Below are 12,328 nucleotides of genomic sequence, written 5' to 3'. Positions count from 1 at the left end.
ATGTTCAATCCAGTCAGCTACTGCGCTTTTTATTTCTTTCGCACTCTTATCATGCAGGACAGAAATCTATTTGATTTCGTCGTCCTGCCCCGGCAAGGTTGACTAGGGTTGAACATGCTTGAAATGCGATGTTCAATCCAGTCAGCTACTGCGCTCTCTTAGGTTTACCATCAACATTAGTGCACTCAACACTATCTAACAAATAGAATTCCATACTAAAAAAGACCATACTACCTATTAAGTAGAATGGCCATTATGTAGATTTATCCTTATATGACAGACATATATTATTGCGCAATTGCTTCTTGTTGAAGTTCTTCTTCTACAAATGAAACTTGAACGTTTTCAGTCAAAACGTCAGCATACGTGTAAGATACACGCTCAAAATTATGTTTCTCAGGGTCTAATTCAACAACGAACACTGATGGATACGTTTCAGTAAGAACGCCACAACGTTCAATTGTTTTTTTACGACCTCCATTAGCTTTAAGTACAATACGATTTCCTAATTGACAATCAAGAGAATTTTTGATGTCTCCAATAGATTTTGGCATATTGCTCCACCTCGCTACAAGTGTATTATAACACAATTGAGTAAGATGCGTCAAATAAAATTTTAATTTTAGCAAGGTGGCGTGCCAATGTCAACAAATTTAGAATGTTAATTGAGGGAAATTTTCCAATTCTTCATACAATCGTGCATATTCTTGTATTGACAATGTTTCCCCGCGTCGTTTCGGATCAATTCTAGCTTTTTCTAACCATTGTAAAATTTCATTCCGCTGCGCTTTTCCATCATCAAAGAGATTCTGATAATTGTTGAAAATCGTTTTACGTCTCTGACTGAATGCACCTTTTGCCATTTTGAAAAACGCTTGCTCATTTTTCACTTCGACAAGTGGATATTGGCGCTTCATTAATTTAACGACAATAGAATCTACATTAGGTGGTGGCATAAAGACCGTTTTCGGAACGGTCAGAACTTTCGATGTTTCTGTATAATACTGGGTTACTATTGATAAAGAACCATATGCTTTAGAGCCCACTTGCGCATTTAAACGCTCACCCACCTCTTTTTGCATCATGACCACGTAACCATCAATATTCAAATCTTGCTCTAATAGTCGGAGTAGAATTGGCGTCGTAATATAATACGGCAAATTAGCGACAACCATTATTTTTTCACATTTCGATAAATACGTCTGCATCGCCTCTGAGACATTTGCTTTCAAAATATCTTCATTGATGACTGTAACATTGGGATAGGGTGATAATGTATCTTTTAATACAGGGATTAATCTTTGATCAATTTCAAAGGCTAAAACATGCTTCGCTTTTTTTGCTAATTGTTCTGTTAGCGATCCCATCCCGGGCCCAATTTCAATGACGCCCGTCGTTGCATCAATGCCACTTGCATCAATAATGCGATGAATAATATTCACATCTATTAAAAAGTTCTGACCTAAACTTTTTTTGAAGTTAAAACCATATTGATTTAATAATGCACGTGTTCTCGATGGTGTTGCAATATCTTTATCATGCATAGATTTACTCCTCTTCCCCTAATGCCCTTCTTACATCTTCTTCTGTATAACCAAAGGCATTGAGTTTTTTTAATAATTGCTTTCCATTGGAATGACCAATATGCAAACGTCTCCCTAGAAGATCTCGTCGGCGACGTGCATCTGGCCCAATGATTAATCCTAATTCAATTAGCACGGTTTTATCTATCGTTTCTTGTGCTTCTGATAGCGGCGAAGAAACGTGCATCAATGCTTCACGTATTGTTTCAAAGTCGGCGTGCTCGACGCCTATTTTACCCCGCCTATTTTTAGCTTTATCACGGTCGATAAACGCATGTTTCACACCGGGTACCGCTTCACGTATAGTCGTCCGTATTTTGTCACCCGGGAAATCAGGGTCAGTTAAAACGATGACACCTCTTGTTTCTTGAGCTTGACGTATGACATCTAAAGTCTGTGAATCTATGGCACTGCCATTTGTTTCAATGGTATCGCAGTCAACCGCTCTTTTTACGCGTTCAGTATCATCTCGCCCTTCTACAACAACAAATTCATTAATTTTCAACGCTGCACCTTCTTTATCTTCTATGAACCGACCTATTTCAATCCGAATAAGCGTTCTGCATTTTGAGTTGTTTGTGCGGCCACTTCTTCATATGAAATGCCTCGTAAATCCGCAATTTGCTCAGCCACTAGCGTGACACGCGCCGGCTCATTTCGTTTACCTCTATATGGGTGAGGTGATAAGTATGGCGCATCTGTCTCAACTAATAAACGGTCAAGCGACACGTGCTTCGCTACTTCTTTCGGTTGCTTCGCATTTTTGAAAGTCACAGGACCACCTAACGAAATATAAAAGTTCAATTTATTCGTTACGATATCAGCAATTTCTGGAGAACCACTAAAACTATGCATAATACCGCCGACCTCTTCGGCATGTTCCTCCATTAAAATATCAATACAGTCTTGTGTCGCTTCTCGATTATGGATAATAATCGGTAATTTCACGCGCTTAGCTAATGCAATTTGCTTACGAAAAACTTCTTTTTGTACGTCTTTTGGCGATTTATCCCAATGATAGTCTAATCCCATTTCTCCAATCCCGATCACTTTAGGATGCTTTGAAAGTTCTTCAATCCATTCTAAACGCTCATCTGTAAAATCAATGGCATCAACCGGATGCCAACCAATAATAGCGTAAATAAAATCGTATGCATCGATTAATTGCATCGCACGTTCAATCGTTTTTGTATCGAATCCTACGACAAACATACGGTCTACCCCTGCGTCTAGTGCGCGTTGTATCACTTCTTCTAAATCTTCATCATATTGATCTGCATTTAAATGTACATGTGTATCTATAAGCATTGTTCATCCTCCTTATCATTTGATTCCTCTGTTTTCTATTTCATTTCAAAATTCTATACCCGTGTCATTGACTTTAAGAAACACACCAGTCAATACGTATAGTTCCTGTTAAATCGTTGAAAATGAATCTATCCGCGATAAAGTTGGGCTAACCTTCCGCCTCTCATCATAAACGAAAGAGTGAGACGTAATCAAAATCTACTCCGTTCGATTTTGTCGTCTCACTCATTGCATTAGCGATTAGATAGATATCATCAACTTGAATTAGAACCTTGCTCGCATCACGCATACACTGTCAAAAACGTTTCTATGCATTACGCTTTGCGTGCCATTTATTTAATGATTGCGCCGTTCGGTACCGCATTCGGTAAGCTAATTAATGTTAAGACATCATCTTTTTCAGCGGATAAAATCATACCTTCAGATTTTTGCCCCATTAATTTTGCAGGTTTTAAGTTTGTAACGACAGCGACTTTTTTACCAATGATATCATCAGGCTGGTAAAATTGTGCAATGCCTGAAACAATTTGACGTTTCTCATGCCCAAGATCCACTTGAATTTTGAGAAGCTTATCTGATTTTTTAACATTTTCTGCGTCAATAATTGTTGCAGCTTTAATCTCAACTTTATCAAAAGCTTTAATATCAATTTGTGGTTTTGATGTCTCTTCTACTTGCGTTTCTGCCGCTTGTTTTGGTGGTTGCATTGATTCTCTAATATAGCTAACTTCAGCCTCTACATCCAATCTTGGGAAAATAGGCTTCGGTTGGCTTGTCACTATGATAGGCTCCGTCAAAAGACCATAGCGCCCGAGACTTTCAAAGTCATGAAGTTTCTCGCTATTAATATTCAATTGATCAAAAATTTGATATGGTGCATGTGTTAAAAACGGTCGTAATAAGACAGCTGCGAAACGTATATTCTCTACTAAGTGTGCCATCACACTGCCCAGCGCTTCTTTTTGTTCAGGATCTTTCGCTAAAATCCATGGCGTTGTTTCATCAATATATTTATTCGTACGGCTAATGAGCTTCCAAACCGTTGACAATGCAACTGAAAATTGAAGTTTTTCCATATGATCATGATACACTTCAACTGTATCTAAAGCCATTTGTTCCATTTCTTGATCAACTTCGTGCATAGGTCCTTGATATGCTGGAAGTTTGCCATCGAAATACTTGTTGATCATTGAAATTGTGCGGTTTACAAGGTTTCCTAAGTCATTCGCCAAATCAAAGTTTGTGCGATCAATAAAGGCTTCTGGTGTGAAAACACCGTCAGAACCAAATGGGAGCTCACGCATTAAATAGTAACGTGTCGCATCTAAACCATAACGATCAATTAACACATTTGGATCCATGACATTCCCTTTAGATTTACTCATTTTGCCGTCTTTCATTAAAACCCAACCATGTGCAAAAACCTTTTTAGGAAGCGGTAAATCTAAAGCCATTAAAATAATTGGCCAAATTATCGAATGGAAACGAACGATTTCTTTTGCCATTAAATGAATATCTGCTGGCCAATACTTACGGAATAATGTATCGTCTTCTGTTAAATAACCTAACGCCGAAATGTAGTTAACAAGCGCATCTAACCAAACGTAAACAACATGTTTTGGGTTGGATGGAACTTTCACCCCCCAGTTAAAAGAAGTACGTGAAACAGCTAAATCTTCTAATCCAGGCTTAATGAAATTGTTAATCATTTCATTTTTACGAGATGGTGGTTGTATAAATTCTGGATGCTGATCATAAAATTCTAACAAGCGATCCGTATATTTCGACAATTTAAAGAAGTAGCTTTCCTCTTTGACTAATTCCACTTCATGTCCAGAATCTGGGCTTTTACCACCTACAATTTTGCCATTTTCATAAACTGGCTCTACTAATTGTGTTTCTGTGTAAAAAGTTTCATCTGGAACCGAATACCATCCTTCATATTCTCCTAAATAAATATCGCCTTGCGCCAATAATTTTTCAAATATCTTTTCTACCACTTCTGCATGACGACGCTCAGTTGTTCGGATAAAATCATCGTTAGAAATATCCAATTTTTCCCATAATGCTTTAATGTCTTTGATCATACTATCAAGGTAGTCGAGTTCTGACTTCCCTGCTTTTTGAGCTTTTTCTTGAATCTTTTGACCGTGCTCGTCTGTTCCAGTTAAATAGCGAACATCAAAGCCTTGCAAGCGTTTATATCGAGCAATCACGTCACCCGCAACTGTTGAATATGCATGCCCGATGTGTAAATTACCACTCGGATAGTAGATCGGTGTAGTAATATAAAATGTCTCTTTCACCATCAGCGCTCCTCCTCAATTCTTATCTTATCTAATATATCTAAATTTCGTTTTATTTTCAATGTTACAATTCAATCCCTATTGTACTAAAATGAGTTTAATTGATGTTGTGGAAAATATTATAAACTTCTTTACTCGACATTTGACGATCTTGCGCTACATGCTTGATTGCTTGTTTAGGTTTCATATTTTGATCAATATAATAATTCACATGCGCTTCAATCGTCATATCCTCAAACCATGATGTAGAGGCCTTTGCCATTGCACCCTCAATAATTAATACAAACTCACCACGCAACGGGATTGTATCGTCTAATTGGGCAATTAAATCGTCCACCCGGCCTGTTTGAATTTGTTCAAATTTCTTTGTTAATTCTCTTGCCACTGTCATCATACGCTGATTATCCACCTTAGCAATTGCCTCTAGTGTTTCTTTTACACGGTGTGGCGATTCATACAATAATAAAGTACTCTCTTGAAACATTCTTTTTTCAAGCACTTCTATCTTTTCGCGTGTTTTACGGGGTAGAAAACCAAGAAAAGTATATGTAAATGATGGCAACCCACTTGCCATAAGTGCTGTCAGTCCGGCATTGGCTCCCGGAATAGGGATAACATTAACGTTTTCTTCGCGTGCACGTACGACCAATTCATAACCAGGATCAGAAATCAAAGGTAAACCTGCATCTGACACAAGTGCAATATCATCTCCGGCACAGAGCTTTTCGATAAGACTTTCTGTCACACGCTGCTTATTATGCTCATGGTAAGATTTCAAAGGCGTCTCTATCTCAAAATGATGACATAACTTTTTAGTAACACGTGTATCTTCACACGCAATTAAATCTACTTGTTTTAAAATATCGATAGCTCGAAAAGTCATATCATCTAAATTTCCTATGGGCGTTCCTACCAAATATAAGCTTCCCATTTCATCACTCCTCAATGAGTTGGATTTTTTGTTGCCGTGTCATTTTTTTAATCGCACATTCACGCTTAAGTGCTGCTGATTTTGTTTCAAACGTTTCATAATAACGCAATTGAACAGGACGTCGGCTTTTTGTATATTTTGCGCCTTTTCCTTCATTATGTTTGGCGATTCGCGCTGCTAAGTTGTTCGTATATCCGGTATAAAGTGAAGCATCTTTACATTGAACAATGTAGATATAATGTTTATCCATAATACACCTCTCGCATTTCAGGCGTATATTGTTGATTTTCATCGTATACATAAAAAGGCGGGGAAATCTTTAGACCTTGCCGTCCGCCTTTTCGACCTTCAACGACAATGGTTTGCGCAGATTGCCCAGGTTTACTGTAAACCATGTGGAGTTGCTTCGGTTCAATACGGTGTCGACGCATTGCTTCAAAAAGATCAAGCAAACGTTCTGCACGATGAACCATTACAATACGTCCACCCTCTTTTAGTAAATGCTTTGCAACTCGAAAGCAATCGTCTAAAGTACAAAAGATTTCATGTCGCGCAATTTTATGCGCTTCAATTTGGTGTTGATGCGCTTGATTTGCTTTAAAATAAGGTGGATTGCAAGTAATCAAATCAAACTGCGCGGGTTGAAATGTTTCAATCAAGTGATTAATGTCCATCTCAAGCATTGTGATGCGTTCATCTAATTGATTATATGCAACACTGCGACGCGCCATATCAACGAGTTGGGGCTGAATTTCTACCCCTGTAATGAGGTTAAGACCTTTCGCCGAGAGCAACAATGGAATGACACCATTGCCTGAACACATGTCTAAAATACGATCTCTCTTTTTAACCTTTGTAAAATGACCGAGCAACAGCGCATCTGTAGAAAAAGAAAAGACTGCATCATTTTGAATAATGCGCAAGTCTTCTCGAATTAAATAGTCTAATCTTTCACCTGTTTGTAGCATGGTTCTTATTTTCACCTCATTTGTCATTAAGCACATTCAAACAAAACATACAATCCTCGCCGTGGCGATGCTTTCCAAATACATCATGACAAATATGAAAACCTTCATGATACAATTTGGCAAAATATTCCCGACTTTGTAGTTGTTTTTTAGTGGGCTGTGAGGTTGCATTGCGCGTTTCTTCAATGGGCGTTTCGATGTTCTCCTCTTCCTCTTGCTGCATCAAAGCTTTAAAATTATCATTTTCAATTTGTAATGCCACATTTTCTTCTACGAGTTCAACAGTTAAAGCTTTTAACTCTTGCATATCCTCATGAATACGCGCTACATTTTTTTCTAGTCGCATTAATCGGTCGAATAGTTCATTTCGATCCAACAGATGAACCTCCCTACTTTAAAGTTTCTAATTCTTCAATATGGTATTCTGTCAGTTGTTCCATTCCGTCAAGACGGACTTGCATAGACACATCAATAATATTTAAACCGACGACTTCTCCTTGACCTTCTGGTGTTTGAATACGCTCTCCTACGTCGGGCAAATGTGCTCTTGCTGTTTCGTAATAATCATTTTCATACTTCAAACAACACATTAAACGCCCACATGCACCAGAGATTTTAGTAGGATTGAGTGATAAATTTTGATCTTTTGCCATTTTAATCGATACCGGCTCGAAATCTCCTAAAAAAGTGGCACAGCACAATGAACGGCCACATGGTCCAATCCCTCCGAGTAACTTCGCTTCATCACGCACCCCGATTTGGCGCAATTCAATTCGTGTTTTTAAGCGTTGCGCTAACATACGCACTAGTTTTCGGAAATCGATACGCTCATCCGCTGTAAAATTAAAAATAATTTTAGTGCGGTCAAGAATATATTCACAGTTCACAACACGCATATCTAATTCCAATTGATCAACAAAACCTTTACACATCTCTAAAGCACGATCCGCATCTTGCGCATTTTTTTCATAACAGGATAAATCTTCCTCAGCAGCGACTCTTAATATAGGCTTTAAAGGTAGGGTCACATCTTGATCTGACACCGCTCTTGGTAGATGTTTAATCACACCGAGTTCGTGTCCTCGCTTAGATTCTACAACCACATATTGCCCCTCTGTTAATGGCGTGTCAATTGGCTCATAATATTCTAATACGTTTGCTTTTTCAAAATATACACCTGCGACAAAGTGCATAAGCGTCACCCCTTCACCTTAATTGCAATTTGTTCAAATACTAACGTTGGATTCACATTTTGATTGAGTTTTTTGTGCGCCTCAGTAATTTGTTCAATAATATATGTTAAATGACGATAGCTCATTTGTGTGGCTAACGTTTCGTACTCTTCTGTCATGCCAGAAAACGTAATGCGCTCGGACATCTTTGTTTTAACATACAATAAATCTTGAAAGTAGGCATTAATTCCAGATAATGCCATCAATTGGAGCTGTCTATTTTTAGCATGCTTGAGTAATTCAACAACTCCGATTAGCGCCATTTCGCGCTGCTTCACTAAACGGTAACACCACTGCAACAATACCTTGCGGAAAGGTGACAGTTCGAAATCCTGATTAAGTTGCATCGCCACTTCAATTTGTGTCGTATATGTACTGAGTAACTCTGCTATCGGTTTTGTGACAGTTTCATCGTGCGCCATTAAACGCGACGCGAACGTAGCTCTGGACATCGGTTTAAAATACACGTGTTGGCACCGAGAGTGAATCGTATCTAAGATTTGCTCTGGCTTTGTGGACATAATCACCGCAATCGTCTTTTGAGGCGGTTCTTCTAAAAATTTGAGAATACTATTTTCACCTTGTACCGTTAATTTTTCAAAATCTTGAATCACATAGACTTTAAAATCCCCTTCAATGGGTAACTGATTCATATGATGAACGAGCGCCTCAACTTGCTCTTTTTTTATCGTTGCTTCGTCTGTCATCACGTATTGAAAGTCAGGATGATTATGCTCAGTTACTTTGTTCCTACATTGCGCTTGATCTTGACATAAGATAAATTGCGCAAAATCCATTGCCGTTGTTTTCATCGTTTCCGCATCGTCACCTTCGAATAAATAGGCATGTGACAGCTTTTGATTATGATACGCTTTTTTTAATTGATCAATTACTTCCATGAAACTTTGCGCTCCTTTATGAAAATGAATCCTGACATCTTAACACACTTTAGGCTGTTTTTACTTAATTCCATGATGTATGACGAAGAAATAACTTGTAATTTAAACTGAGCTACTACTCATGTAAGTCATACTTGATACAGGCAAAAAAACAAAAAGGTTGAAACAACGTAAACGAATTTTGCTCGCCAACACTGTCACAACCTCCATTTTATTCTAAAATTGATGGAATGATTCTACTGGCATTACAAAGACAGTTGCGCCACCGACTTCGACTTCTACAGGATAAGGAATATACGAATCAGCACTTCCGCCCATTGGTGTGATTGGTGATACAAGTTGTTCTCTATTACCACATGTGCCACCGATAACTTCTAGTATTTCATCAACTCTATCGTCATCAACACCACTTAAAAATGTCGTATTTCCAGCTCGCAAAAAACCACCTGTTGTCGCTAATTTCGTCGCACGAAAATTGTTTTCAACAAGTTTATCCGAAAGTTCTTGGCTATCTTGATCTTGAACAATCGCTATAATCATTTTCATTTTTACAAACACCTCTTAGCGTATATTATAACATATCTCGTATCACTGCTTCACTTCAATCCTAAGTAAACAACTGAATGACTTTTTAATCTGCCAATTGCTGTAAAATGGCTTTTACTGATGCATCAACGACTGCCTCAATCGGTTGACTGGCATCAATTACTGCAAAACGCGTTGGATCTTGCTTGATAATATGTTGATACCCTTCGATTACACGTTCATGGAATAACATACTTTCTTTATCTAAACGATTTTGCTCGCGTTGATTACGTTCAATTCGTTCTCGTCCAACTGCTGCTGGAATATCGAGGTATATCGTTAAATCTGGATAACGTCCTTCTATCGCAAAGTCATTAATAGTTTGTACTCCTTTTACCCCGATTTCACGCGCATAACCCTGATACGCTAAAGAACTATCAATAAAACGATCACAAATCACTAATTGTCCTTTTGCTAATGCAGGCAAAACTTTTGCGACAAGATGCTCTCGTCTTGCAGCAGCAAACAACAATGCTTCAGTTCGACCATCCATGCTATCGCCGTTTAACAATATTTGACGAATTTTTTCTGCTGTTTCCACACCGCCTGGTTCGCGTGTCGCCACGACATCATAATCACGTGACAACTGTTTAACCACAGCTTCGAGTACTGTTGTTTTCCCCGATCCTTCTGGTCCTTCAATCGTGATAAATCGGCCCATTTTACTCATCCTCTACTTTAATTTTTCCATTTGTAAGGCCTTCAACGCGTATCCCACGTGTTTGCCAATAATGAATTAATTTTATCATATCTTTAGTCATTTTTTCGCCCCTTAATAATGAAGGTACACCAGGCGGATACGGAATTAAATGTGCCGCTAATATTTTGCCATATGCATGTTCAAAAGACATCTCAACAAATGAATTGGGTGCCACCGCATTGTATTCTCCTGCTTGACTGTAAAGCATTGGCGCCTGTCCATGCTGAGTTATTTCCCTAACAGCGCCTATTTTCATTCTTGCTATACGTTGTAACAACAACGCAAAAGGATAACGATCATCAACATGCCATAAGGGTAAAACCCATAAAACGGACTGTTCGTCAGCTAATTCAACATAGATTGCATTTTCTTCCATGAGTGCCTGAATTTCTTGACCAGACCACCCTTTACAACGAATCACCAGTTTAAGCGGGTCTTGTGACTCTATAACCTCAAAGGCGCTTTCTTTTAACTTTTCAATCAATATTTCACGCTTTTTAAAAAAATAGTCACTTTGGTAGTGTCGATAAAAAGTTTGTGCTGACTCTAAACTTTCTAATAACAAGTATGAAGGACTAGAAGATTGGAAAGTTTGCAAGAGTAATTCTATTTGAGCACGGTAAGGTGCATCCTTATGTATCCATAATATAGAACTCATGGTTAAACTTGGTAGTGTTTTGTGATAAGATTGCACGACATAATCAGCGTCATCATTCATACTTGAATCTGGAAAACCATCCAAACCAAAATGTGCGCCATGTGCCTCATCTACAAGGACTGGCACACTAATCGCGTGATAATCTCGAATTACTTTTCCGATATCATACGTCTCACCATAATAATTCGGATATGTCACAACACCTAATTTATAGTCCGTTTTAATTGACGTATTAACCTCTGGCACAAGATACTGATTGGTTTGTGCACTCATTGACGTTGGCATGATATTAGCACTTTGCCCACCAATATCTAGCGCATTAAATACCGATTTATGTACATTTCTAGCGATACTCACTGTGCCTTTTCGATTGGCAAACGCATGAATAACCGCTAAAATACCACTCGTCGTCCCATTCACTAAATAATACCCTTTATAATTCGGGTGCTGGTCTAAAGTCTGCATACTTTGATATAAAACATCATCTGCATGATGTAAATCATCAAATCCTGTTATCTCCGTTACATCATATTGCGGTTTTGTGAAAGAAAGATCACCAATTGTTCCATTTTTATGACCTGGAACATGCATGGAAATGGGAACACTTTGCCCCCATGATTTCATTTTTTGTCTTAATGGTTGATAAGACATACTTCAATCCCTCCTTTACACATTTATTAACTTACTCAAATTTAATACATCTATTATAACGAACTTCTTGGGGGACGTCAGAAATTTCATGGCTAGCCCTTTTAAAATACGTACATATGTTCTATATTTTTTATGGAGGTGATGATATAGATGGAGATTCAATTAGATTGGGATAAAGACTTTCAAGAATTTCAAGAAATTTTAAACAGTGGGATTCACCCCAAATGGCTTTACGCATCAATGACAAATATGATTTTAGAACCCGCATATACTGGACAAGGCAAGCAGTTTTTTTATACTCAGGATATTATCGAAGCGAGCAAAGAATTACCATTTTTCTAATATACTCAAACTTGAGGTGCTAAAAAAATTACCAATAATATTTTAAATTTTTCGCTTTTATTTTAATCATTTCTGATATATCATTACACATAGGCACAATATCTCCTTAATCGTTGGTTTAGGCACTTACAATTATAGAGATATTTGTGCTTTTTTAATATCAAA

General features: G+C 38.0%; 15 protein-coding genes. 1 reads left to right on the top strand and 14 read right to left on the bottom strand.

Annotation, left to right across the window (positions count from 1 at the left end; translation table 11 throughout):
* Positions 1 to 287: 287 nt before the first annotated feature.
* The 14 genes from veg to CD118_RS09860 all read right to left on the bottom strand — a co-directional run bounded on the left by veg (position 288) and on the right by CD118_RS09860 (position 11,821).
* Positions 288 to 554 (bottom strand): biofilm formation stimulator Veg, encoded by a 267-nt coding sequence (gene veg / locus CD118_RS09925; protein ID WP_050331802.1) that lies wholly within the window; start codon positions 552 to 554, stop codon positions 288 to 290.
* Between the two features lie 99 nt (positions 555 to 653).
* A complete protein-coding gene (gene rsmA / locus CD118_RS09920) occupies positions 654 to 1,544 on the bottom strand; it encodes a 16S rRNA (adenine(1518)-N(6)/adenine(1519)-N(6))-dimethyltransferase RsmA (RefSeq protein ID WP_050331803.1) in 891 nt (296 codons plus the stop codon).
* A gap of 4 nt (positions 1,545 to 1,548) precedes the next feature.
* A complete protein-coding gene (rnmV, locus tag CD118_RS09915) occupies positions 1,549 to 2,088 on the bottom strand; it encodes a ribonuclease M5 (RefSeq protein WP_050346095.1) in 540 nt (179 codons plus the stop codon).
* Between the two features lie 32 nt (positions 2,089 to 2,120).
* Positions 2,121 to 2,891 carry a TatD family hydrolase gene (locus tag CD118_RS09910; protein WP_060830388.1) on the bottom strand — a complete coding sequence of 257 codons (771 nt, stop codon included), beginning with the start codon at positions 2,889 to 2,891 and terminating at the stop codon, positions 2,121 to 2,123.
* 332 nt (positions 2,892 to 3,223) lie between these two features.
* Complete coding sequence (gene metG, locus CD118_RS09905) at positions 3,224 to 5,200, bottom strand: methionine--tRNA ligase (protein ID WP_060830389.1); 1,977 nt, start codon at positions 5,198 to 5,200, stop codon at positions 3,224 to 3,226.
* A 94-nt stretch (positions 5,201 to 5,294) separates the two neighbouring features.
* Positions 5,295 to 6,128 (bottom strand): 16S rRNA (cytidine(1402)-2'-O)-methyltransferase, encoded by an 834-nt coding sequence (rsmI, locus tag CD118_RS09900; RefSeq protein WP_060830390.1) that lies wholly within the window; start codon positions 6,126 to 6,128, stop codon positions 5,295 to 5,297.
* 4 nt (positions 6,129 to 6,132) lie between these two features.
* A complete protein-coding gene (locus CD118_RS09895) occupies positions 6,133 to 6,378 on the bottom strand; it encodes a GIY-YIG nuclease family protein (RefSeq protein WP_016426524.1) in 246 nt (81 codons plus the stop codon).
* Positions 6,371 to 7,096, bottom strand: coding sequence for a tRNA1(Val) (adenine(37)-N6)-methyltransferase (locus CD118_RS09890; RefSeq protein WP_060830391.1), 726 nt, complete (start codon positions 7,094 to 7,096; stop codon positions 6,371 to 6,373). Before CD118_RS09890 ends, CD118_RS09895 begins: the two co-directional genes overlap by 8 nt.
* 16 nt (positions 7,097 to 7,112) lie before the next feature.
* Complete coding sequence (gene yabA, locus CD118_RS09885) at positions 7,113 to 7,472, bottom strand: DNA replication initiation control protein YabA (RefSeq protein WP_060830392.1); 360 nt, start codon at positions 7,470 to 7,472, stop codon at positions 7,113 to 7,115.
* A gap of 13 nt (positions 7,473 to 7,485) precedes the next feature.
* Positions 7,486 to 8,289, bottom strand: coding sequence for a PSP1 domain-containing protein (locus CD118_RS09880; RefSeq protein ID WP_060830393.1), 804 nt, complete (start codon positions 8,287 to 8,289; stop codon positions 7,486 to 7,488).
* Between the two features lie 5 nt (positions 8,290 to 8,294).
* Entirely contained in the window at positions 8,295 to 9,227 is a 933-nt protein-coding gene (locus tag CD118_RS09875; RefSeq protein WP_060830394.1) for a DNA polymerase III subunit delta' C-terminal domain-containing protein, read from the bottom strand.
* Positions 9,228 to 9,443: 216 nt separating this feature from the next.
* Positions 9,444 to 9,773, bottom strand: coding sequence for a cyclic-di-AMP receptor (locus tag CD118_RS09870; protein ID WP_016426529.1), 330 nt, complete (start codon positions 9,771 to 9,773; stop codon positions 9,444 to 9,446).
* A gap of 85 nt (positions 9,774 to 9,858) precedes the next feature.
* Positions 9,859 to 10,473, bottom strand: coding sequence for a dTMP kinase (gene tmk / locus CD118_RS09865; RefSeq protein ID WP_060830395.1), 615 nt, complete (start codon positions 10,471 to 10,473; stop codon positions 9,859 to 9,861).
* Position 10,474: 1 nt separating this feature from the next.
* Positions 10,475 to 11,821 carry an Orn/Lys/Arg family decarboxylase gene (locus CD118_RS09860; RefSeq protein WP_060830396.1) on the bottom strand — a complete coding sequence of 449 codons (1,347 nt, stop codon included), beginning with the start codon at positions 11,819 to 11,821 and terminating at the stop codon, positions 10,475 to 10,477.
* A gap of 150 nt (positions 11,822 to 11,971) precedes the next feature.
* On the opposite strand from CD118_RS09860, the gene CD118_RS09855 reads away from it, so the two are divergent.
* Positions 11,972 to 12,163 carry a hypothetical protein gene (locus tag CD118_RS09855; RefSeq protein WP_060830397.1) on the top strand — a complete coding sequence of 64 codons (192 nt, stop codon included), beginning with the start codon at positions 11,972 to 11,974 and terminating at the stop codon, positions 12,161 to 12,163.
* Positions 12,164 to 12,328 lie beyond the last annotated feature (165 nt).

The sequence above is a fragment of the Staphylococcus coagulans genome, assembly GCF_002901995.1.
GTDB classification, from domain to species: Bacteria; Bacillota; Bacilli; order Staphylococcales; family Staphylococcaceae; genus Staphylococcus; species Staphylococcus coagulans.
Note: the sequence above shows the minus strand (reverse complement) of the source record. Positions and strands in the feature narration are given on the sequence as shown.

Bases quoted from the DNA above. Each gene is read 5' to 3' on its own strand.
- metG (WP_060830389.1), bottom strand. From the start codon at position 5,200: ATGGTGAAAGAGACATTTTATATTACTACACCGATCTACTATCCGAGT.
- CD118_RS09860 (WP_060830396.1), bottom strand. From the start codon at position 11,821: ATGTCTTATCAACCATTAAGACAAAAAATGAAATCATGGGGGCAAAGT.
- rsmI (WP_060830390.1), bottom strand. From the start codon at position 6,128: ATGGGAAGCTTATATTTGGTAGGAACGCCCATAGGAAATTTAGATGAT.
- CD118_RS09870 (WP_016426529.1), bottom strand. From the start codon at position 9,773: ATGAAAATGATTATAGCGATTGTTCAAGATCAAGATAGCCAAGAACTT.
- rsmA (WP_050331803.1), bottom strand. From the start codon at position 1,544: ATGCATGATAAAGATATTGCAACACCATCGAGAACACGTGCATTATTA.
- CD118_RS09855 (WP_060830397.1), top strand. From the start codon at position 11,972: ATGGAGATTCAATTAGATTGGGATAAAGACTTTCAAGAATTTCAAGAA.
- tmk (WP_060830395.1), bottom strand. From the start codon at position 10,473: ATGGGCCGATTTATCACGATTGAAGGACCAGAAGGATCGGGGAAAACA.
- CD118_RS09890 (WP_060830391.1), bottom strand. From the start codon at position 7,096: ATGCTACAAACAGGTGAAAGATTAGACTATTTAATTCGAGAAGACTTG.
- veg (WP_050331802.1), bottom strand. From the start codon at position 554: ATGCCAAAATCTATTGGAGACATCAAAAATTCTCTTGATTGTCAATTA.
- CD118_RS09895 (WP_016426524.1), bottom strand. From the start codon at position 6,378: ATGGATAAACATTATATCTACATTGTTCAATGTAAAGATGCTTCACTT.
- CD118_RS09875 (WP_060830394.1), bottom strand. From the start codon at position 9,227: ATGGAAGTAATTGATCAATTAAAAAAAGCGTATCATAATCAAAAGCTG.
- CD118_RS09910 (WP_060830388.1), bottom strand. From the start codon at position 2,891: ATGCTTATAGATACACATGTACATTTAAATGCAGATCAATATGATGAA.
- CD118_RS09880 (WP_060830393.1), bottom strand. From the start codon at position 8,289: ATGCACTTTGTCGCAGGTGTATATTTTGAAAAAGCAAACGTATTAGAA.